A 21,259-nucleotide genomic window follows, 5' to 3' on the forward strand; every position below is an offset into this window, starting at 1 on the left:
GAAGTACATCGAGCGTTTTAGTCAATCAAGTGTCAACCCATATCAGGACGGGTCATGTTCAACAGAGTCGTTATTACTCTTGAGGTACAACTTTACCGATGTACGGTAGGTGACGATATTTTTGTGCGTAGTCGATACCCACACCAACAACGAATTCATCTGGGATTTCAAAACCAATCCACTTTGTGTCTACAATGACTTCACGACGAGAAGGCTTGTCTAATAACGTACAAATTTCGATAGATTTAGGACCACGCAGGCTCAGAATTTCTTTTACTTTAGTCAGCGTGTTACCAGTATCGATAATGTCTTCTACAAGTAGAACATCTTTACCTTGGATGTCATCATCAAGGTCTTTCAAAATACGAACATCACGTGAGCTTTCCATGCCGTTGCCGTAGCTAGACGCAGTCATGAAATCCACTTGGTGAGTTAAATCGATAGCACGAGCAAGATCCGCCATAAAGACAAAAGATCCGCGCAATAAGCCAACTAAAACTAGATCTTCGCTACCTTGGTAGTGCTCCGTGATCTGCTTGCCTAGTTCGTTCACTCGATCCTGAACTTCTTGCTCAGAGATCATGACTTCAACTGTATGCTTCATACTGCTCTCATTTTATTTGGTGATTACGACGAATGTTGACACTTACGTCAGTTGTGTCGCTCAATTTTGTGCGTAAGTCTAGCACTGCTCAAATACCCACACCACCTTATGGTTCGAATTTACTGTTAGATTCTCAATGAAATGTGCATTGGTGCGTTATCCAATACTCGCATCCTTTCACATCAACACTGATCACGCTTTATGTATCAAGTTTGATGTAACTGTCTATAAAACAAGCACAAGGGATTGACCATTCACATATGCACCATTACACTCATCTTGGCTTAAATAATAATAAAATCATTAATATAAAAATTCGTTGGCAAGGAAAAACAAAATGGACTCAATAACGAAGAGACCTAGAACTAGGCTTTCACCCTTAAAAAGAAAACTTCAATTGATGGAAATCGCACTTGAAGTATTCTCTCGCCGTGGCATTGGCCGCGGTGGACACGCTGATATTGCCGACATCGCTCAGGTGTCAGTAGCAACAGTATTTAACTACTTCCCTACCCGTGAAGATCTGGTTGATGAAGTACTTAACCACGTTGTTCATCAATTCTCGAACTTCCTTTCAGACAACATTGACCTAGATATTCACGCAAAAGAAAATCTACATAATATTGCGACTGAAATGGTGACGTTAGTGGCTCAAGATAGCAATTGGTTAAATGTATGGTTCGAATGGAGTGCATCAACTCGCGATGAAGTATGGCCTCTGTTTGTAACCACTAACCGCACTAACCAGATGTTAGTACAAAACATGTTTAGCAAGGCGATTGAACGCGGCGAAGTCTGTGACGATCACGATCCTAAACATCTAGCAAATCTATTCCACGGCATTTGCTACTCGCTATTCATCCAAGCGAAACGTGTAGATACGCAAGAAGAACTTTCGACCTTGACGGATAGCTACTTGAACATGCTGTGCATTTATAAGTAGATTCGATCTTCGAACAAAACTAAAGGGTTGGCTTTTACGCTAACCCTTTTTTATTTCCTCTCACCTACTCAGATTCCCTATTCCTTCCTTCGTCACTCTAGAGAATGACGGATATAAAGAACCACTGCGCTTCACTTCGTCATCCTCAAGAGCGAGGGACGAGCGAGTTGGGGATCTCTTACAAGCATGACGACCATCTTTTCTTCAGACATAAAAAAGCCGCTGACGAATCAGCGGCTTTTAAAAACATTAGCGAGTGGCTAAAAAAGAATTACTTCTTCTTTTTCACTGCTTTCTTATTTGGAAGGTCAGTGATTGAACCTTCGAATACTTCCGCAGCAAGACCAACAGACTCGTGTAGAGTTGGGTGAGCGTGGATAGTCAGTGCGATATCTTCTGCATCACAACCCATTTCGATTGCTAGGCCGATTTCGCCAAGAAGTTCACCACCGTTAGTACCAACAACAGCACCACCGATTACGCGATGAGTCTCTTTATCGAAGATCATCTTAGTCATACCGTCAGCACAGTCTGAAGCGATTGCACGACCAGAAGCAGCCCAAGGGAAAGTAGCAACTTCGTAGTTCAGGCCTTCCGCTTTCGCTTCTTTCTCAGTCTTACCTACCCAAGCTACTTCTGGCTCAGTGTACGCAATTGATGGGATTACTTTAGGATCGAAGTAGTGCTTCTTACCAGAGATAACTTCAGCAGCTACGTGACCTTCATGCACACCTTTGTGAGCAAGCATTGGTTGACCAACAACGTCACCGATCGCGTGGATGTGAGGAACGTTAGTACGCATTTGCTTATCAACATTGATGAAACCACGCTCATCAACTTCGATACCCGCTTTTTCAGCGTCGATAAGTGCACCGTTTGGAACACGACCGATAGCAACAAGAACAGCATCGTAGCGCTCAGCTTCAGCTGGTGCTTTTTTGCCTTCCATTGAAACGTAGATACCATCTTCTTTCGCTTCAACAGCAGTAACTTTAGTTTCAAGCATTAGCTTGAACTTGTTCTTGATGCGTTTAGTGAAGACTTTAACGATGTCTTTATCCGCAGCTGGGATAACTTGATCGAACATCTCAACAACTTCAACTTTAGAACCTAGAGAGTGGTAAACCGTACCCATCTCAAGACCGATGATACCGCCGCCCATGATAAGCAGTTTTTCTGGTACTTCGTTTAGTTCTAGTGCATCCGTAGAATCCCAAATGCGTGGGTCTTCATGTGGGATGAACGGAAGTTTGATTGGGCGAGAACCCGCTGCAATGATTGCATTATCAAAGTTAATTGTTGTCGTTTCTTCGCCAACAACTTCGATGCTGTTAGGACCAGTAAACTTACCGAAACCGTTAACAACAGTAACATTACGCATCTTAGCCATACCGCCAAGACCGCCAGTCAGTTGATCAACTACTTTGTCTTTCCAGATACGAACTTTGTTGATGTCCGTTTGTGGCTCGCCGAATACAACGCCGTGCTCTGCCATCGCTTTTGCTTCTTCAATTACTTTAGATACGTGAAGAAGTGCTTTTGATGGAATACAACCAACGTTTAGACATACACCACCAAGAGTGCTGTAACGTTCAACTAGTACTGTTTCTAGACCTAAATCCGCACAACGGAATGCCGCTGAGTAGCCAGCAGGACCTGAACCAAGTACAACAACTTGGGCTTTAATTTCTTTGCTCATTGTGACCTCTTGTAGTCATTATCCCTAACAGGCTGAGTAGATGTTCTTAAAATTATTGGGCTTTCAAACAGGAAACATTTTACAGAGATGTTAACAGTGTGAAAGTAGCTTTAAGTTAGCCTGTGAGCTAGACAACAATTCCCCCGCAGTTTATGAGAAATGCCGGAAACTGTTCTCTAAAAATAGTCTTTATATAAAGAATTAAGGTGACCCGAAAGTCACCTTAATAATTACTTTCTCAATTACAGTACTAGACGACGAATGTCAGATAGTGCGCTGTTTAGGAAAGTAATGAAGCGTGCACCTTCAGCACCATCGACCACACGGTGATCGTATGATAGAGACAGTGGAAGCTGTAGACGTGGTTGGAACTCTTTGCCATTCCAAACTGGCTTAATCTCAGACTTAGATACACCTAGGATACCTACTTCTGGAGCATTTACGATTGGTGTAAATGCAGTACCGCCAATACCACCAAGACTAGAGATTGTGAAACAACCGCCTTGCATGTCTGCCGCTGTTAGCTTACCAGAGCGTGCTTTCTTAGAAACAGCCATTAGCTCTTCAGATAGCTCGTAAATGCCTTTCTTGTTCACGTCTTTGAAGACAGGAACAACTAGGCCGTTTGGTGTATCAACAGCGATACCCACGTTTACGTACTTCTTAAGAATGATGCTTTCGCCATCTTCAGAAAGAGAAGAGTTAAATGCTGGGAATGCTTCTAACGCTTTAGCAACAGCTTTCATGATGAACACAAGTGGAGTGATCTTCATGCCAGTGTCTTTCTTCGCTTCGATTGCGTTCTGTTCTTTACGGAATGCTTCTAGCTCAGTGATATCTGCGTTGTCCCACTGTGTAACGTGAGGGATCATTACCCAGTTACGGTGCAGGTTAGCGCCAGAGATCTTCTTAATCTTAGAAAGCTTCTGAACTTCCGTTTCGCCGAACTTGCTGAAGTCAACTTTTGGCCATGGTAGTAGACCAAGAGCAGAACCATCGCCGCCTTTGCCAGATGCTGCTGCACCAGACTCAAGACGCTTAAGTGCATCTTTAACGTAAGACTGAACGTCTTCTTTAAGTACACGACTCTTACGACCAGTACCTTTAACTTTCGCTAGGTTCACACCGAATTCACGAGCTAGACGACGAACAACTGGAGATGCGTGAGCGTACTCGCCGTTCTCTTGGAAGTCGCCAGCTGCTGGAGCTACTGCTTCAGCTTTAGGTGCAGGTGCTGCTGCCGGAGCTGCTGCTTGTGCTGGAGCTGGAGCCGCTACTGGAGCTGCGCCTTCAACCGGAGTGCCGGCCACAACGAAAGTCATGATTGAAGAGCCTGTTGACACTTTGTCGCCAGCTGCAATCTTGATCTCTTTTACTGTACCAGCGAATGGTGCAGGCACTTCCATTGAAGCTTTGTCGCCTTCAACAGTAATTAGAGATTGCTCTTCTTCTACTGTATCGCCAACCGCTACCATGATTTCAGTAACTTCTACTTCGTCGCCACCGATATCAGGAACGTTCACTTCTTTCTCAGCAGATGCTGCTGGAGCCGCTGCAACTGGTGCCGCCGCTGGAGCAGGAGCTGCTGCAACTGGAGCGTCAGAACCTGCCACTTCAAATACCATCACTAGAGAACCAGTAGATACTGAATCACCAGAAGCGATCTTGATTTCTTTAACGATACCAGCGAATGGTGCAGGTACTTCCATTGAAGCCTTGTCACCTTCAACAGTAAGAAGAGATCGCTCTTCTTCTACTGCGTCGCCGATAGCTACCATGATTTCAGTTACTTCAACTTCATCACCGCCGATATCAGGAACGTGAACTTCTTTAAGCTCAGCTGCTGCAAGAGCAGCTGCAACTGGTGCCGCCGCTTCAACTGCTGGAGCAGCCGGTGCTGCTGCAGCACCTTCCGCTTCGAAGATCATGATAAGAGAACCAGTAGAAACAGAATCACCTTCTGAAATCTTGATTTCTTTAACGATACCCGCTTGAGACGCCGGAACTTCCATTGAAGCTTTGTCGCCTTCAACAGTGATCAGTGACTGCTCTTCTTCAACCTTGTCGCCAACGTTTACAAGAATCTCAGTTACTTCAACCTCGTCAGCACCGATGTCTGGTACATTAATTTCGATTGTCATTGTATTTACCTACCTTAATGCCAGTCTTATGCGTATTGCGGGTTAGTTTTTTCAGTGTCGATATCGAACTTAGCAATTGCTTCAGCAACAACAGACTTCTCGATATCACCACGTTTAGCCAGTTCAGTTAGAGCTGCAACTACGATGTAGCCAGCGTTAACTTCGAAGTGACGACGTAGGTTTGCACGGCTGTCAGAACGGCCGAAACCATCTGTACCAAGTACTTTGTAAGACTCAGTTGGCATGTACGCACGTACTTGCTCAGCGTAGTTCTTCATGTAATCAGTCACTGCGATTGCAGGTTCGTTACCAAGAACAGTTGTGATGTACGGTACTTTCTCTTCAGCTTCTGGGTGAAGCATGTTGTCACGCTCTACCGCTTGGCCGTCACGAGTCAGTTCGTTGAACGACGTTACAGAGAATACATCAGATGCTACGCCGTACTCTTCGCTCAGGATCTTAGCGGCTTTACGCGCTTCGTTCATGATAGTACCAGAGCTCATTAATTGAACCTTAGACTTAGAACCTGCGTAAGACTCAAGCTTGTAAATACCCTTACGGATGCCTTCTTCAGCGCCTTCTGGCATTGCTGGCATTGCGTAGTTTTCGTTCATTACTGTTAGGTAGTAGTAAACATTCTCTTGGTTCTCACCGTACATGCGACGGATACCGTCTTGCATGATTACCGCTAGCTCGTAAGCAAACGTTGGGTCGTAAGAGATACAGTTAGGTACAGTGTTCGCCATGATGTGCGAGTGGCCATCTTCGTGCTGTAGACCTTCGCCGTTTAGCGTTGTACGGCCTGCAGTTGCACCAAGTAGGAAACCACGAGCTTGTTGGTCGCCTGCTAACCAAGCCATGTCACCAATACGTTGGAAACCGAACATTGAGTAGTAGATGTAGAACGGAATCATCGGTAGATCGTTTGTGCTGTATGAAGTTGCAGCTGCAACCCATGAAGCCATAGAACCTAGTTCGTTGATACCTTCTTGAAGAACTTGACCAGAAGTCGCTTCTTTGTAGTAAGAAACGATGCCTTTATCTTCAGGCGTGTAGTCTTGACCGTGTGGGTTGTAAATACCAACCTGACGGAATAGACCTTCCATACCGAATGTACGAGCTTCATCACAGATGATAGGAACGATGTTCTTACCAATGTTCTTATCTTTAAGAAGGATGTTAAGCGTACGTACATAAGCCATCGTTGTAGAGATATCACGCTTCTGTTCACCCAGTAGAGGTGCGAATGCGTCTAGCTCAGGAACTTTGAACTCTTGAGTGAATTTTGGCAGACGCTGAGGAGTGTAACCTTGTAGTGCTTTACGACGAGCATGTAGGTATTCGTACTCAGCTGAACCTTCTTCCAGTGTTAGGTAAGGAAGCTCAGATACTTTCTCATCAGAAAGGATGTCTTGTAGGCCTAGACGGTCACGTAGGTATTGTACGTGAGTCATGTCCATCTTCTTAACACCGTGAGCGATGTTCTTACCTTCTGCAGCTTCACCCATACCGTAACCTTTAACTGTCTTAGCTAGGATTACTGTTGGTTTGCCACCTGTCTCTTTTGCATTGTTGAATGCAGCGAACAGTTTAGAAGAATCGTGACCACCACGTTTCAGTTCGAAGATTTGGTCGTCAGTCATGTCTGCAACTAGTGCAGCTGTTTCTGGGTACTTACCAAAGAAGTGCTCACGTACGTATGCGCCATCTTTAGATTTGAATGTTTGGTAGTCACCATCGATAGTTTCATTCATTAGTTGAAGAAGCTTACCAGTCGTGTCTTTAGCTAGTAGAGAATCCCAGTTGCTACCCCAGATAACTTTAACAACGTTCCAACCCGCGCCTTTAAATAGGCCTTCAAGTTCTTGGATGATGCTACCGTTACCCATTACAGGGCCGTCTAGACGCTGTAGGTTACAGTTGATTAGGAAACATAGGTTGTCTAGCTTCTCACGCGCAGCGAAAGAGATAGCACCACGTGATTCTGGCTCATCCATCTCACCGTCACCTAGGAACGCGTATACACGCTGACCTGAAGTATCTTTCATGCCACGACCTTCAAGGTACTTAAGGAAGCGCGCTTGGTAGATAGCAGAGATAGGGCCTAGACCCATAGATACTGTTGGGAACTGCCAGAATTCAGGCATTAGTTTCGGGTGCGGGTATGAAGGGATACCTTTACCATCAACTTCTTGACGGAAGTTATCTAGCTGTTCTTCAGTTAGACGACCTTCAACGAATGCACGAGAGTAGATACCAGGAGAGATGTGACCTTGGTAGTAAACTAGATCGCCACCGTCGGTCTCGTTTGGAGCACGGAAGAAGTGATTAAAACATACTTCGTAGAACGCAGCAGCTGACTGGTAAGAAGCCATGTGACCACCAAGGTCTAGGTCTTTCTTAGAAGCACGCAATACAATCATGATTGCGTTCCAGCGAATAATCGAACGAATACGACGCTCAAGAGTTACGTCACCAGGGTAAGCTGGCTCTTGTGCTGCTGGAATTGTGTTGATGTAGTTCGTGTTGATGCCTGTAGCCATATCAACACCATCTAAACGCGCTTTATCTAGAACTTGTTCTAGTAAAAACTGTGCACGTTCTACACCTTCTTCACGTACTACTGACTCAAGAGCTTCTAACCAATCTTGAGTTTCCAGAGCATCAACGTCATGCTTCATGTCAGACATGGCGATCTATCCTTTTTGTTAGTTGGATTCTACTAAACACGTAAAAAGCCGAAGTATTACGACTATTTACCCTGTTGGATTCGACGTAAAGAACGTTCGCGGCGCGACTCTTCTTTGGTCAAATCCATCAATGTTTCTTCGATGTAAGCTAAATGAGAGTGTGACATTTCACGCGCCTGTTCTGGCTGTCCTGAAACGATCGCATCTACAATATTAGCTCGATGTATACTCACTTTCTCCACAACGTCTTTACGACGATGCAACAGTTTTAAATTTTCTAAGACGTTTTGTTCGAGTAACGGAGCCAAACTACGAACAATGTGCAATAACACCACATTGTGCGCTGCCTCTGTTAAAGCAATAAGAAAAGCCATCACAGCTGCAGACTCGGCTTCAATATCACCCTTATCTTGCGCACCGCGAATTTTTTCTTGGCATGCTTGAATTCGAGCAAAGTCTTCATCAGTACCACGTAATGCCGCGAAGTAAGCCGAAATCCCTTCCATCGCATGACGCGATTCCAACAAGTCTAGTTGGGTTTCAGAATGGGAGGACAACAAATTAAGCAAAGGATCTGAAAAGCTTTTCCAGATATTTTCGCTAACAAACGTACCTCCACCTTGACGGCGAGTAAGCAAGCGTTTTGCTTCTAAACGTTGTATCGCTTCTCGGATTGAAGGACGAGACACATCGAACTGTTTCGCCAGTTCACGCTCAGGCGGCAGCTGCTGCCCTGGAGCCAGTGTTCCTTCCACTATCAACCTTTCTAACTCTTGTTCGATAACGTCCGAGAGTTTTGGCTGACGAATCCTTTGATAAGCCATAGTTTGTTGTTCTTCTTTTTCTTCGCTGACAATTGGTATTACCAATTTTAAGTTGGGCAGAAATTAACATAATTAAAACGCCACTGTCCAGACTAAAATTGACCTGAATCATAGAACACAGCACGAATTAACCATGATTTAACAAATGGAATTTAAAACAGCAACCAATTTGGTCTTACCATTTACAGGGGTAATACTTTTGGGGAGTATCCGTGCTAGAAAGTTTCAGGATAAAAATGGATTGTTTCAGAAAGATGAGTGCCACTTGATTAAAAATCAAACCAAGCGCACATTAGAGGTAGAAATCCTGTTCATAAGTTTTAATATTAGATCGTTTGATAAGCTCGTCACACTCTCGATTTATTGACGCCCTCCCCCTAACCACTTTATTTACATCGCAACAACAAAAATTCACAAGTCATTATGCTAGGCGTTGACTATTCAACCACCAGCAACAATAAGAGCATCTTCGATAATGAGGCTTAAACCTTGAGCTCGCCTTTAAACTTCTGCCAGTCGAAAACCAAACCAGGGTCAGTTTTTCGTAGCGGGGCTATATATTGATGACCAGTGATACGTTCGCTGGTTATTTGAGGGAAAGTCGATACGATCGTTTCTGTTAATCGAGTAAGCGCTTGGTACTGCAGCTCTGTATAAGCGATAAAGTCGCTTCCTTCTAGTTCAATACCAATCGAGTAATCATTACACCTTTTACGCCCCGCAAAGCTCGACTGGCCTGCGTGCCAAGCTCGGTCAAGAAATGACACAAACTGTACCACCTCACCATCACGGCGAATCAAGCAGTGTGCCGAAACGCCCATTTGGTGAATCACTTTAAAAAATGGATGATCCGCCGGATCAAGTTTGCCCGTGAAAAACTGTTCAATGTAAGGGCCGCCAAATTGGCCTGGTGGTAAACTAATGTTATGAACCACCAGCAGAGAGATATCGTCGGTGCTGGGTCTAGCATCAAAATACGGAGAAGGAACATGCCGAGCATTGTCGTACCATCCGTTGGAGCTCATCGTCATCTTAGTCTCGCTTTCTTTTCTACTAGCGCAATAAGATTGTGACTTTGCCCATAGAGCAGTCGCGCTAGCCTCTTTAATTTGAAGTTAAGCAAGAGTATCATTCCATTCTCACTCCCTTTCAAGATTAGATTTGCGATGAAAAACACACATAACAGCCACCAACGCCTTGATTACTTAAAAGAGCAACTGCCGCTAGAGATCACTCGCGCAGTCGCTGAGACCATCAAAGAAGATCTAGGTGGAACGTTAGATCCAGCGGCTGATATTACGGCAAGTCTAATCCCTGCAGACGCAATCAACAGCGCAACCATCATTACCCGTGAGCACGGTGTGTTCTGTGGTAAAGCTTGGGCTGATGAAGTGTTTAAGCAATTGGGCGGTGAAGTCACTATCGAGTGGAACGTAGAAGACGGTGACAAGGTTGAACCAAACCAAACACTTTGCACGCTAGCAGGCCCTGCTCGCGCACTTTTAACCGGTGAGCGTAACGCAATGAACTTCATTCAAACACTATCGGGTTGTGCGACGGCGACAGCAATCTACGCTGACAAAATCAAACACACAGAATGCCGCCTATTAGACACTCGAAAAACGATTCCTGGCCTACGTAGCGCACTAAAATACGCTGTTGCTTGTGGTGGTGGCTTCAACCACCGTATTGGCGTTTTCGATGCGTACCTAATCAAAGAAAACCATATCATCGCATGTGGTGGCATTGAGAAAGCGATCTCGACAGCAAAAGAGCTGAACCCGGGTAAGCCAGTGGAAGTGGAAACAGAAAGCCTAGCAGAGCTAGAGCAAGCGATCAGCGCGGGTGCAGACATCATCATGCTAGATAACTTCACCACTGACATGATGCGTGAAGCCGTTAAAATTAACGCAGGTCGTGCAGCACTAGAAAACTCAGGTAACGTGACTTTAGATACGATTGCAGAGTTCGCTGAAACGGGTGTCGATTACATCTCAGTGGGTGCACTGACTAAGCATCTAAAAGCAATGGACCTTTCAATGCGATTCAAAGCTTAATCTCATAGTTCTATCAATCACTTAACTTCTAGGCATGGCAATCAGCCATGCCTTTTTATTGCTTTTATTATCAGTATATCAATCAGTTAACTAAGCTGATCGCATAATTTTGCGCTCCATATGAAACAACACACCAATAAATACAAAACCACTCGCGCCCACACCTGAACACCATTCCACTTCTAAATCTCAACTTCTATTCTTTCCATCAACCGGTGCTTGCACTGAAACAAACTAACGAATGGAATAGAACTATGAAAAACAAAAGAAAAAACCAGAAAGGCTTTACGCTGATTGAATTGATGATAGTGGTCGGCATTATCGGCATATTAAGTGCAATCGCAGTTCCTGCTTATAAGAGCTATGTAATCAAAACCGAAGCAAATGCTGGAGTCAGCATACCTAAAACACTATTAACTAATATAGATATGTATATACAAGAAAAAGGGGCATTCCCAGAAGACGCTCAAGCAAGCGATTTTGGTGCAGCTACAGACATGAGTGCTATGGGAACTCTTAAATTTACAAAAGATGGAACTACAGCCACAAATGGAACTGCTGATTTCACTTTTTTATCTTCAGCATCACTTTCAGGAAAAAAAATAACTTACACGAGAAGTAATTCAGGTTGGAAATGCACGCATGACATCCCTGCTACATTACTTTCAGATACCCTGAAAGGCTGTAAACTGGCAACGCCTTAACGTGTCTAACAACCTCCCAAGAATTCTCCGTCAGGCTAACTTACTTAGCCTGACTCAAGAACAAGCCGTTGCGGAACATGTGCAAGCTACAGGTGTTTCTACGCCTGAAGCTTTGCTCGTTCTTGATTTCCTCACCGGCGATTCCTTAGCAAACAATATCAAAACCATTTTCGGTCTGCCGTTAGTGCAGTTGGCCAAGACTGAATATGAAATCTTGTGTGAGCAATTGGGGCTTCGTGAGTTGATCACCAAATATCGAGCAATCCCGATTTCAGTTTCTAGTTCTACTCTTACGCTCGCCTCTGCCGATCCAACCGACTTGCAAGCTGAAGACGATTTTAGATTCGCGACTGGATTGCAGATAGAACTCGTTGTCGCTAACTATTCAGAATTAGAAGGCGCCATACGAAAGCTGTATGGTCGCTCTATTTCCGGGCAAGACTCCAAGCGCAAAGAGATCACCCAAGATGAGCTCGCCAATCTTGTTGAAGTGTCTGACGATGAAATAGCTTCCATTGAAGATCTCAGTCAAGACGACTCCCCTGTCAGTCGATTTATCAATCAGATACTCGTTGATGCGGTACGTAAAGGCGCATCAGACATCCACTTCGAACCTTATGAAGAAAACTACCGAGTGCGTCTGCGTTGCGATGGCATTCTTGTTGAGGTCCAACAGCCCGCGTCTCATTTAAGCCGTCGGTTATCCGCTCGTTTAAAGATTCTCGCCAAACTTGATATCGCTGAACGTCGCTTACCTCAAGACGGCCGTATTAAGCTGCGTTTGAACGACGAGCTGGCGATCGATATGCGTGTGTCGACTCTACCGACATTATGGGGAGAAAAGATCGTACTGCGTCTTCTAGACAGCAGCGCAGCCAATTTAGATATCGATAAATTAGGTTACAGCGAGGATCAAAAAGCGCTCTATCTCAATGCCCTAAAACGCCCCCAAGGGATGATCTTAATGACTGGGCCCACGGGCAGTGGCAAAACGGTCTCTCTTTACACAGGGCTTCGCATGCTTAACACCTCTGAGCGTAATATCTCAACAGCTGAAGACCCGGTGGAGATCAACCTGTGTGGTATCAATCAGGTACAGGTGACGCCAAAGATCGGTTTTGGGTTTGCCGAAGCACTACGATCGTTCTTGCGACAAGATCCTGATGTAGTGATGGTCGGTGAGATCCGTGATTTAGAAACCGCAGAGATCGCGATCAAAGCGTCGCAAACGGGTCACTTAGTCCTCTCGACACTCCATACTAACTCAGCTTCGGAAACCGTGACTCGGCTCGCCCATATGGGGATAGAACCATTTAACCTCGCTTCGTCATTGAGCCTGATTATCGCGCAGCGACTGGCAAGGCGGCTGTGCAACCACTGTAAAGCAGCTGACAACTCGCCGGACATATTTCTACGTCACTCTATTCCTAACAATCAAACACTCTACAAAGCCACCCCACAAGGGTGCAATGAGTGTAATCAGGGCTATTCCGGTCGAGTGGGTATCTACGAAGTGATGCCGTTTACCGACAAACTAAAAAATAGTCTGATCAATAAACCTAACGCGTTAGAGATTGAAGATCTCGCGCGTAGAGAAGGAATGAGAACACTGCAAGAATCCGGTATCGATAAGTTGCTTGAAGGCACGACCAGCTATCAGGAACTGCAACGTGTTCTGTATCTATAATCCATCGGAGCACTCATGAGCACTAAACTGCAGTCACAATTAAAAAACTACCACTGGAAAGGCATAAACAGCTCAGGCAAAAAGGTGTCAGGGCAAACCTTGGCACTCGCTGAATTAGAAGTACGAGAAAAGCTCAAAGATCAGCATATTCAGATTAAGAAAATCAAAAAGAAAAGCATCTCAGCAGTCACTCGTTTAACACACCGAGTCAAAGCCAAAGACATCACCATTTTGACTCGACAACTTGCGACCATGCTTGCCACTGGCGTGCCTATCGTTCAGGCCATTAAGCTAGTGTCAGACAATCACCGTAAAGCTGAAATGAAATCAATTCTATTGCACATCTGTCGAGGTGTCGAAGCGGGAACCCCTATATCAAAAGCGATGCGGACGGCAAGCTCTCACTTTGACGACCTGTACACCGACTTGGTCGCTACTGGCGAGCTTTCCGGAAACCTAGCGCAAGTCTTTGAGCGCTTAGCAACCTATAGAGAAAAGAGTGAGCAGCTAAAATCTAAGGTCATAAAAGCACTGATTTACCCCACAATGGTGGTCGCTGTCGCTTTGACTGTCTCTTACTTAATGCTCACCATGGTCATTCCTGAATTTGAATCGATGTTTTCAGGCTTCGGGGCAGACCTCCCTTGGTTTACTCAACAAGTACTCTCCCTTTCGCATTGGGTACAGGCTTACAGTCTCTATGCTGCCGTTGGCATAGGGTTAGTCACATTATTTACCTACCAACTGCGTCAACGGTCTTATTCCATTCGTTTATCATTCAGCCGTCTAGGTTTGCGATTCCCTATTCTTGGCGGAGTATTGGCCAAAGCCTCAATCGCCAAATTCAGCCGAACCTTATCAACCAGTTTTAGTTCAGGGATTCCTATTTTAACCAGCCTGAAGACCACAGCCAAAACAGCAGGTAACTTGCATTATGAATCGGCCATCATCGAGGTTCATCGTGAAACTGCCGCTGGCATGCCGATGTATATCGCGATGCGCAATACCGATGCCTTTCCTGAGATGGTTTTGCAGATGGTCATGATAGGAGAAGAGTCCGGTAACCTTGATGACATGCTCAATAAAATCGCATCTATTTATGAATTTGAAGTCGACAACACCGTCGATAATTTAGGTAAGATTCTAGAGCCACTGATCATCGTATTTTTAGGCACCGCTATTGGTGGGCTTGTTGTCGCGATGTACTTACCGATCTTTAATCTTATGAGTGTGTTAGGATAGCTAAAAGCAACCAAACACCCCTCAAGCAGAGAACCACTGCTTGTATTGATTAAGTGGTAAAGGACACTATGGAAGTATTTCACTACTATCCTTGGCTATTCCCCGTATTAGCTTTCATTTTTAGCCTTCTTATTGGCAGTTTCCTCAACGTAGTCATACACCGTTTACCGATTATGATGGAACGAGAGTGGCAACAAGAGTGCTCGGAGTATTTCTCTCAATATAAAATTCCAGCGCCAGAGGGGAAGTTCAATCTCAGTATCCCTCGTTCGGCTTGCCCTAAATGTAAAACCCAATTAAGAATCGTCGACAATGTTCCAGTATTAAGCTGGTTGTTCTTAAAAGGGAAGTGTCATAGCTGTGCTAACCCAATCAGTGCTCGCTATCCATTGGTCGAACTGCTGACTGCAATACTATGCACCGTAGTGGCTAGCCACTTTGGTTTCAGTTACTACGCCATTGCTTTGATTTTTTTCACCTTTGCATTGATTGCCGCAACCTTTATCGACCTAGATACCATGCTGTTACCTGATCAAATCACCTTACCTTTGGTTTGGTCTGGTATCGCTTTAGCACTGTTTAACATCAGCCCTGTCTCGCTTCAAGATTCCGTAGTTGGCGCAATGGCTGGCTATCTAGCTTTGTGGTCTGTTTATTGGTTGTTCAAGCTACTAACAGGCAAAGAAGGCATGGGATATGGAGACTTCAAACTCCTAGCAGCATTAGGTGCATGGCTGGGTTGGCAACATCTGCCGATGATCATTCTTTTATCTTCGCTTGTCGGCCTAATATTTGGTTTGATTCAACTTCGCTTGAAACAGCAAGGCATAGATAAAGCGTTCCCATTTGGACCTTACCTAGCGATTGCGGGTTGGGTAAGTTTAATGTGGGGTAACGACATCATGGGTTGGTATTTAACTTCTGTATTAGGAATTTAACCATGGCAATCATTATCGGATTAAGCGGTGGGATCGCCAGTGGTAAAACCACAGTAGCTAACCTGTTCAATGAGCATTTCAATGTTGATATTGTCGATGCTGATATCGTGGCACGCGAAGTGGTGGCGTTGGGCAGTGAAGGTCTAAAACAGATTGCGACCCATTTTGGTGAAGAGGTATTGCTGGAAGATGGGGCGCTGAACCGAGCTAAATTGCGCGAAGTGATCTTTTCTGATCCCACAGAGAAACAATGGCTCAATGAACTGCTTCACCCTATGATCCGCGACAAAATTGACAGTGACCTGTCTAAAATCACATCCCCTTATGCTTTATTAGTCGCACCGCTATTGGTTGAAAACCAAATGCAAGGCATGACCGATCGCGTATTAATCGTTGATGTGCCGGTAGAAGTGCAAATAGAACGTACGATGAGTCGCGATAATGTTTCTAGGGAACAAGTTAAATCAATTTTAAAATCACAGGCATCAAGAGAACAGCGCTTAGCAGTTGCAGATGACGTGATTAAAAACCATACTAAAAACCAAGAACTTTTGCCTCAAATCACAGATTTACATCAAAAGTATCTGGCAATCAGTGCAGTAGATGGGTCAGAATAGAACAATGTTGAATGAAGGTTTGCTCGATGATCACCCATAAATTTGAACATCCTCTAAATGAGAAAACACGCATCTACTTAAGAGTTGAATCACTCTTGAGGCAGTTACACTTGTCTTCTGCATTTTCCGATGCTCAACAGTATCAACTCTTTTTCCGTTCTATCTTTGATCTGATTGAAATATTCGAACAGATACAACTTAAGAGCGAACTCGCAAAAGATATTGAGAAACAGCGTGTAACCTATAAAAGTTGGTTAGATGTTGAAGGTGTCGATCAAGAGATGCTGACATCATTGCTCAATGATATTAGTCATATCTATCGTGAACTGATGCAGGCGGAACGTTTTGGGCAATCATTAAAAGAGGACCGCTTCCTTAGCGCCATTCGTCAACGCTTTAACTTGCCAGGTGGCTCATGTTGCTTTGATTTACCGGCTCTACATTATTGGCTTCATCTTCCTCTTGATAAGAGAGTTAGAGATGCTGAGACATGGATGGATAGCCTACAGCCTCTGTATGAAGCACTAACACTATGGTTGAAGCTCACCAGAGAGACTGGTCACTTTAAGGATCAGATCGCTCGTACAGGTTTCTTCCAAAGCGATGCTGATGAAGCGAATATCCTTCGCCTTTCAATTCCAATGCAGTACGGTGCCTACCCGATGATCTCGGGACATAAAAACCGTTTCGCTATTAAATTTATGAGCTTTGAAACTGGGCAAGCCTGTACTCAAGATATTGAATTTGAGTTGGCTATCTGCAGCTAATTCATTTCCTTTATTGTTTGGCTTGAGTCCTCACTCGAGCCTAAACTCACTATTATTACACCTTCAAATTAAGAATCACTATGTCGAACAAAATCACCATCGTTAAATGCCCTCAATGTAACACTGACGTTGAATGGGGCGAACAAAGCCCGCACCGCCCGTTTTGCAGCAAGCAATGTCAGATGATTGATTTCGGGGAATGGGCTGACGAAGAGAACAGCATCGCTGGTGCTCCAGACATGTCGGATAGCGATGGTTGGTCGGAAGACCCACACTAGGCGCGAGTAGCGAGTAGCGAGTAGCGAGTAGCGAGTAAATTTTGAAGGGTTGGCGTTTTACGGCAATCCTTTTTTATTGCCTATAACACGGCACTAATGGGGATTCCCTACTCCTTCCTTCGTCAGTCTAGGGAATGACAGCTCTGGTTGATTCAAAAACTCCCTCAGCGGTTCGACAGCCTATCAAGGTATCAAGGCTTGTCATTCGTCATCCTCAAGAGTGAGGAACGAGCAAGTTGGAGATCTCTTACCTGTGAGACTCTAAATAGTAGACACAAAAAAGCGGAGCCAAATGGCTCCGCTTTTATCGATAGAATGCAAAAAGAATTACTTCTTAGTAAGCTTCTCTTTAATACGAGCTGACTTACCAGAACGCTCACGTAGGTAGTACAACTTGGCACGACGTACTGCACCACGGCGTTTAACTTCGATGCTATCAACCATTGGAGAGTGAGTTTGGAACGCACGCTCTACGCCTTCACCGTTCGAGATCTTACGAACTGTGAATGCAGAGTGTAGACCACGGTTACGAATAGCGATTACAACGCCTTCGAAAGCCTGTAGACGCTCACGGTCACCTTCTTTTACCTTAACCTTAACTACAACAGTGTCACCTGGTGCGAATTTAGGAAGGTCTGATTTTAGTTGCTCTTCTTCAAGAGCCTTGATGATGTTGCTCATTTGTATAAATTCCTAGAATAAACTGATACTAAATTTAATAGGTTACTGCTTGCTTTTCGTTAAGAGCGTTGCTCTTTAATGAATTCAGCCAGTAATTGTTCCTGTTCGTCAGTCAGAGCTAGGTTTTCCAGGAGTTCTGGTCTTCTTAGCCAAGTTCGGCCCAACGATTGTTTCAATCGCCAGCGACGAATGTCCTTATGGTTTCCAGACTTGAGTACCGATGGCACATCTTTATCGTCTAGCACCTCAGGGCGCGTATAATGGGGACAATCTAGCAAACCATTTGCAAAAGAATCTTCTTCTGCTGATGCGAAATCTCCAAGTACACCCGGAACAAACCGAGAGACTGAATCAATCAACGTCATGGCTGGCAGCTCGCCACCCGTCATCACAAAATCTCCAATCGACCATTCTTCGTCGACTTCAGATTGAATGATGCGCTCATCTACCCCTTCATAGCGACCACAAATAAGAAGCAAGTTCTCGTTTGTTGCCAGCTCTTCAACACCTTGTTGGTCGAGTTTACGACCTTGAGGTGAAAGGTAAATAACCTTCGTCTTTCCCGGTGCTGCCTGTTTGGCTGTTTGGATAGCATCGCGCAAAGGCTGAACCATCATTAACATGCCAGGACCACCACCGTAAGGTCTGTCATCAACAGTGCGATGTTTATCATGAGTGAAATCACGAGGATTCCATGTTTCAATAGATAAAAGACCTTTTTTAACCGCTTGACCTGTTACTCCAAAATCAGTAACAGAACGGAACATTTCAGGAAAAAGGCTAATAATGCCAACCCACATGTGTTCTCTCGCTCTGTAATTTGGAGTTAGAATCCAGGATCCCAGTCAACTTCGATCCGGCGAGCTTCGCGATCAACTTTCTTGATCACTTGCTCTTCAAGGTACGGGATTAACCGTTCCTTTTGGCCAAAAGCATCTTTAAGATTTGCTTTGATTACTAGAACATCGTTCGAGCCAGTTTCTAATAGGTCAGTGACCTCACCAAGGTTGTAACCTTTAGTGGTAAAAACTTGCATACCGAACAATTCGCGCCAGTAGAATTCATCTTCTGACAATTCAGGTAATGAAGCAGGGTCAATAGCAATTTCAAAGTTGGTCATCAGTTGCGCGTCTTCACGTACATCTAATTCCGCTAGCTTACATACATAGCCTTGACCATGACGTTTCCAGCTTTCAACTTTATACTCAACCCACTCGCCCTTTAGCTTTAAATACCAAGGACTGTAATCAAATATGCTTTCAGCATTGTCTGTGTAGGAGAACACTTTAAGCCAGCCACGAATACCATAGGTAGACCCAAGTTTACCCATAACAATTCTTTCGTTTTGCTCGCTCATCGTTTCTTTACCCTTCATCGACATAAGCTATTTCTCTTTTTAAAAAAGAATTAAGCCGCTTTTTGAGCGTCTTTAACTAGCTTAGCTACGCGGTCAGATAGAGATGCGCCTTGACCAACCCAGTGGTTAACACGATCTAGGTCTAGACGTAGACCTTCTTCTTGACCTTGAGCAGTAGGGTTAAAGAAACCTACTTTCTCGATGAAACGGCCAGTTACAGAGTTACGGCTATCCGCAACTACGATTTGATAAAATGGGCGCTTCTTTGCACCGTGACGTGCCAAACGAATGGTTACCATGTCGTCCTCTTTGCTTTCTTAATAAAATAATTAACCCCAAGTATAAGTAAATAGCTTGGGGTCTCGTGCCAAATTAAAGCCCCGGAATTTTACTCTTATTCCGGGGCAATGCAAGGGCTTTAGCTATTTTTTCACCAACATAGCCACCGCTCACTTTCTGTGACACGGCTAACACTATGAAAAGTAACGTAGCTAAAGCTTACATTTGTAGATTATCGGCCAAACGGGTTAAAACCACCACCCATTCCGCCCATACCTCCACCGCCGCCCATCATGCCTTGCATGTTGCGCATCATGCCTTTCATTCCACCTTTCTGCATTTTCTTCATCATCTTCTGCATTTGAGTGAACTGTTTAAGCATACGGTTTACATCTTGTACTTGCGTACCAGAACCGGCAGCAATACGCTTTTTGCGTGAGCCTTTGATTAGGTCTGGGCGCTGACGCTCTTTCATTGTCATAGAATTGATGATCGCTTCCATTTGCTTGAACATCTTGTCATCAACTTTATCTTTAACGTTGTCTGGTAGCTGAGACATGCCTGGAAGCTTATCCATCATGCCCATCATGCCGCCCATGTTTTTCATCTGACCAAGTTGCTCACGGAAGTCTTCAAGGTCAAAGCCTTTCTTCTCTTTGAACTTCTTAGCCAGCTTCTCTGCTTTTTCGGTATCAACGTTTTTCTGTAGATCTTCAATAAGCGACAGTACGTCGCCCATACCTAGGATGCGAGAAGCAACACGATCTGGGTGGAATGGTTCTAATGCGTCAGTCTTTTCACCAACACCTAAGAATTTAATCGGCTTACCTGTGATGTGACGAACAGACAGTGCAGCACCACCACGCGCGTCACCATCCACTTTCGTTAAGATAACACCGGTTAGTGGTAGCGTATCGCCAAAGGCTTTTGCAGTATTCGCAGCATCTTGACCTGTCATAGCATCAACAACGAACAGAGTCTCAACTGGTTTAATGGCAGTATGAAGCTCTTTGATTTCACCCATCATCTCTTCATCGATAGCCAAACGACCGGCAGTATCGACAATTAGCACGTCGTAGAATTTCTTCTTCGCGTGGTCGATTGCAGCGTTTGCAATATCAAGAGGCTTTTGGTCAGCTGAAGATGGGAAGAAGTCGACACCCACATCGCTTGCTAAGGTTTCAAGCTGTTTGATCGCGGCTGGACGGTAAACGTCGGCAGACACAACCAAAACTTTCTTCTTATCACGCTCAGTCAGGAGCTTAGATAGCTTACCTACCGATGTGGTTTTACCCGCACCTTGTAGACCCGCCATTAAGATAACTGCTGGCGGTTGTGCTGCTAGGTCAAGAGCCTCGTTAGACTCTCCCATCACAGCTTCAAGTTCAGCTTGAACGATCTTAATGAATTCTTGACCCGGTGTGAGAGATTTAGAAACCTCGACACCCACAGCGCCTTCTTTTACGCGCTTAACAAAATCGCGGACAACTGGCAGTGCAACGTCGGCTTCAAGTAGCGCCATACGTACTTCACGCAGCGTCTCTTTAATATTGTCTTCGGTCAGGCGACCTTTACCGCTGATGTTTTTCAGCGTTTTGGATAGACGATCCGTTAAATTATCAAACATAGTTTTCTCTTCGCTCAAAACTGCGACTATTACTGTGAGTATACATTAGCGCGGATTAGAGTCATACCCGTTGTGGAGCGTTAATCATCCACGCATGTGATGTGAGACATTATTCACTTGGAAT

19 protein-coding genes and 1 pseudogene are annotated in these 21,259 nt (G+C 44.6%); 9 read left to right on the forward strand and 11 right to left on the reverse strand.

The window, feature by feature from the left end; genetic code table 11:
- Window positions 1–73: 73 nt before the first annotated feature.
- Entirely contained in the window at window positions 74–604 is a 531-nt protein-coding gene (gene hpt / locus AB6E08_RS15220; RefSeq protein ID WP_009847591.1) for a hypoxanthine phosphoribosyltransferase, read from the reverse strand.
- A gap of 337 nt (window positions 605–941) precedes the next feature.
- Here hpt and AB6E08_RS15225 point away from each other — a divergent pair, with 337 nt between their 5' ends.
- The gene (locus AB6E08_RS15225) at window positions 942–1,547 is read left to right on the forward strand and encodes a LuxR/HapR/OpaR family quorum-sensing transcriptional regulator (protein ID WP_372063709.1); all 606 of its coding nucleotides are present in this window, start codon (window positions 942–944) and stop codon (window positions 1,545–1,547) included.
- 271 nt (window positions 1,548–1,818) lie between these two features.
- On the opposite strand, the gene lpdA is transcribed toward AB6E08_RS15225, so the two are convergent.
- From lpdA to ampD, 5 genes and pseudogenes are all read right to left on the reverse strand, one after another.
- The gene (lpdA, locus tag AB6E08_RS15230) at window positions 1,819–3,246 is read right to left on the reverse strand and encodes a dihydrolipoyl dehydrogenase (RefSeq protein WP_017106891.1); all 1,428 of its coding nucleotides are present in this window, start codon (window positions 3,244–3,246) and stop codon (window positions 1,819–1,821) included.
- Between the two features lie 242 nt (window positions 3,247–3,488).
- Window positions 3,489–5,387: a pyruvate dehydrogenase complex dihydrolipoyllysine-residue acetyltransferase gene (gene aceF, locus AB6E08_RS15235; RefSeq protein ID WP_372063707.1), complete on the reverse strand. Its 1,899-nt coding sequence runs from the start codon at window positions 5,385–5,387 to the stop codon at window positions 3,489–3,491.
- Between the two features lie 26 nt (window positions 5,388–5,413).
- The gene (aceE, locus tag AB6E08_RS15240; RefSeq protein WP_372063705.1) at window positions 5,414–8,077 is read right to left on the reverse strand and encodes a pyruvate dehydrogenase (acetyl-transferring), homodimeric type; all 2,664 of its coding nucleotides are present in this window, start codon (window positions 8,075–8,077) and stop codon (window positions 5,414–5,416) included.
- Window positions 8,078–8,139: 62 nt separating this feature from the next.
- Window positions 8,140–8,901, reverse strand: coding sequence for a pyruvate dehydrogenase complex transcriptional repressor PdhR (pdhR, locus tag AB6E08_RS15245; RefSeq protein WP_009847596.1), 762 nt, complete (start codon window positions 8,899–8,901; stop codon window positions 8,140–8,142).
- A gap of 482 nt (window positions 8,902–9,383) precedes the next feature.
- Window positions 9,384–9,984: pseudogene (gene ampD, locus AB6E08_RS15250) on the reverse strand (1,6-anhydro-N-acetylmuramyl-L-alanine amidase AmpD).
- Window positions 9,985–10,067: 83 nt separating this feature from the next.
- On the opposite strand from ampD, the gene nadC reads away from it, so the two are divergent.
- The 8 genes from nadC (at window position 10,068) to yacG (ending at window position 17,191) form a co-directional block, all read left to right on the forward strand.
- Window positions 10,068–10,958 (forward strand): carboxylating nicotinate-nucleotide diphosphorylase, encoded by an 891-nt coding sequence (gene nadC / locus AB6E08_RS15255; RefSeq protein WP_102249157.1) that lies wholly within the window; start codon window positions 10,068–10,070, stop codon window positions 10,956–10,958.
- 254 nt (window positions 10,959–11,212) lie between these two features.
- Entirely contained in the window at window positions 11,213–11,662 is a 450-nt protein-coding gene (locus AB6E08_RS15260; protein ID WP_372063702.1) for a prepilin-type N-terminal cleavage/methylation domain-containing protein, read from the forward strand.
- Between the two features lies 1 nt (window position 11,663).
- Entirely contained in the window at window positions 11,664–13,349 is a 1,686-nt protein-coding gene (pilB, locus tag AB6E08_RS15265) for a type IV-A pilus assembly ATPase PilB (protein WP_372063700.1), read from the forward strand.
- Between the two features lie 15 nt (window positions 13,350–13,364).
- Window positions 13,365–14,591 (forward strand): type II secretion system F family protein, encoded by a 1,227-nt coding sequence (locus AB6E08_RS15270; RefSeq protein WP_371707410.1) that lies wholly within the window; start codon window positions 13,365–13,367, stop codon window positions 14,589–14,591.
- Between the two features lie 68 nt (window positions 14,592–14,659).
- The gene (locus AB6E08_RS15275; protein WP_371707409.1) at window positions 14,660–15,529 is read left to right on the forward strand and encodes an A24 family peptidase; all 870 of its coding nucleotides are present in this window, start codon (window positions 14,660–14,662) and stop codon (window positions 15,527–15,529) included.
- Window positions 15,530–15,531: 2 nt separating this feature from the next.
- Complete coding sequence (gene coaE / locus AB6E08_RS15280) at window positions 15,532–16,146, forward strand: dephospho-CoA kinase (RefSeq protein ID WP_371707408.1); 615 nt, start codon at window positions 15,532–15,534, stop codon at window positions 16,144–16,146.
- A gap of 26 nt (window positions 16,147–16,172) precedes the next feature.
- Window positions 16,173–16,913, forward strand: coding sequence for a cell division protein ZapD (gene zapD, locus AB6E08_RS15285; RefSeq protein WP_012604748.1), 741 nt, complete (start codon window positions 16,173–16,175; stop codon window positions 16,911–16,913).
- Window positions 16,914–16,993: 80 nt separating this feature from the next.
- Complete coding sequence (yacG, locus tag AB6E08_RS15290; protein WP_102249162.1) at window positions 16,994–17,191, forward strand: DNA gyrase inhibitor YacG; 198 nt, start codon at window positions 16,994–16,996, stop codon at window positions 17,189–17,191.
- A gap of 327 nt (window positions 17,192–17,518) precedes the next feature.
- Here the strand turns inward: yacG and rplS are convergent, their stop codons facing one another.
- The 5 genes from rplS to ffh all read right to left on the reverse strand — a co-directional run bounded on the left by rplS (window position 17,519) and on the right by ffh (window position 21,135).
- A complete protein-coding gene (gene rplS, locus AB6E08_RS15295; RefSeq protein WP_009847607.1) occupies window positions 17,519–17,872 on the reverse strand; it encodes a 50S ribosomal protein L19 in 354 nt (117 codons plus the stop codon).
- Between the two features lie 59 nt (window positions 17,873–17,931).
- Window positions 17,932–18,672, reverse strand: a complete 741-nt coding sequence (trmD, locus tag AB6E08_RS15300) for a tRNA (guanosine(37)-N1)-methyltransferase TrmD (protein WP_009847608.1) — start codon at window positions 18,670–18,672, stop codon at window positions 17,932–17,934.
- Window positions 18,673–18,698: 26 nt separating this feature from the next.
- A complete protein-coding gene (rimM, locus tag AB6E08_RS15305; RefSeq protein ID WP_372063696.1) occupies window positions 18,699–19,253 on the reverse strand; it encodes a ribosome maturation factor RimM in 555 nt (184 codons plus the stop codon).
- Window positions 19,254–19,279: 26 nt separating this feature from the next.
- Window positions 19,280–19,528, reverse strand: coding sequence for a 30S ribosomal protein S16 (rpsP, locus tag AB6E08_RS15310; protein WP_004735508.1), 249 nt, complete (start codon window positions 19,526–19,528; stop codon window positions 19,280–19,282).
- A 212-nt stretch (window positions 19,529–19,740) separates the two neighbouring features.
- Window positions 19,741–21,135 carry a signal recognition particle protein gene (gene ffh / locus AB6E08_RS15315; protein ID WP_004735506.1) on the reverse strand — a complete coding sequence of 465 codons (1,395 nt, stop codon included), beginning with the start codon at window positions 21,133–21,135 and terminating at the stop codon, window positions 19,741–19,743.
- Between the last annotated feature and the right edge of the window lie 124 nt (window positions 21,136–21,259).

This window comes from Vibrio sp. 10N.247.310.24 (assembly GCF_041467175.1).
Lineage (GTDB): Bacteria > Pseudomonadota > Gammaproteobacteria > Enterobacterales > Vibrionaceae > Vibrio > Vibrio tasmaniensis_A.

What these genes read in the sequence shown, in the direction of transcription:
- hpt (WP_009847591.1), bottom strand. Translation starts at nt 604, where the DNA reads ATGAAGCATACAGTTGAAGTCATGATCTCTGAGCAAGAAGTTCAGGAT.
- AB6E08_RS15225 (WP_372063709.1), top strand. Translation starts at nt 942, where the DNA reads ATGGACTCAATAACGAAGAGACCTAGAACTAGGCTTTCACCCTTAAAA.
- lpdA (WP_017106891.1), bottom strand. Translation starts at nt 3,246, where the DNA reads ATGAGCAAAGAAATTAAAGCCCAAGTTGTTGTACTTGGTTCAGGTCCT.
- aceF (WP_372063707.1), bottom strand. Translation starts at nt 5,387, where the DNA reads ATGACAATCGAAATTAATGTACCAGACATCGGTGCTGACGAGGTTGAA.
- aceE (WP_372063705.1), bottom strand. Translation starts at nt 8,077, where the DNA reads ATGTCTGACATGAAGCATGACGTTGATGCTCTGGAAACTCAAGATTGG.
- pdhR (WP_009847596.1), bottom strand. Translation starts at nt 8,901, where the DNA reads ATGGCTTATCAAAGGATTCGTCAGCCAAAACTCTCGGACGTTATCGAA.
- nadC (WP_102249157.1), top strand. Translation starts at nt 10,068, where the DNA reads ATGAAAAACACACATAACAGCCACCAACGCCTTGATTACTTAAAAGAG.
- AB6E08_RS15260 (WP_372063702.1), top strand. Translation starts at nt 11,213, where the DNA reads ATGAAAAACAAAAGAAAAAACCAGAAAGGCTTTACGCTGATTGAATTG.
- AB6E08_RS15270 (WP_371707410.1), top strand. Translation starts at nt 13,365, where the DNA reads ATGAGCACTAAACTGCAGTCACAATTAAAAAACTACCACTGGAAAGGC.
- AB6E08_RS15275 (WP_371707409.1), top strand. Translation starts at nt 14,660, where the DNA reads ATGGAAGTATTTCACTACTATCCTTGGCTATTCCCCGTATTAGCTTTC.
- coaE (WP_371707408.1), top strand. Translation starts at nt 15,532, where the DNA reads ATGGCAATCATTATCGGATTAAGCGGTGGGATCGCCAGTGGTAAAACC.
- zapD (WP_012604748.1), top strand. Translation starts at nt 16,173, where the DNA reads ATGATCACCCATAAATTTGAACATCCTCTAAATGAGAAAACACGCATC.
- yacG (WP_102249162.1), top strand. Translation starts at nt 16,994, where the DNA reads ATGTCGAACAAAATCACCATCGTTAAATGCCCTCAATGTAACACTGAC.
- rplS (WP_009847607.1), bottom strand. Translation starts at nt 17,872, where the DNA reads ATGAGCAACATCATCAAGGCTCTTGAAGAAGAGCAACTAAAATCAGAC.
- trmD (WP_009847608.1), bottom strand. Translation starts at nt 18,672, where the DNA reads ATGTGGGTTGGCATTATTAGCCTTTTTCCTGAAATGTTCCGTTCTGTT.
- rimM (WP_372063696.1), bottom strand. Translation starts at nt 19,253, where the DNA reads ATGTCGATGAAGGGTAAAGAAACGATGAGCGAGCAAAACGAAAGAATT.
- rpsP (WP_004735508.1), bottom strand. Translation starts at nt 19,528, where the DNA reads ATGGTAACCATTCGTTTGGCACGTCACGGTGCAAAGAAGCGCCCATTT.
- ffh (WP_004735506.1), bottom strand. Translation starts at nt 21,135, where the DNA reads ATGTTTGATAATTTAACGGATCGTCTATCCAAAACGCTGAAAAACATC.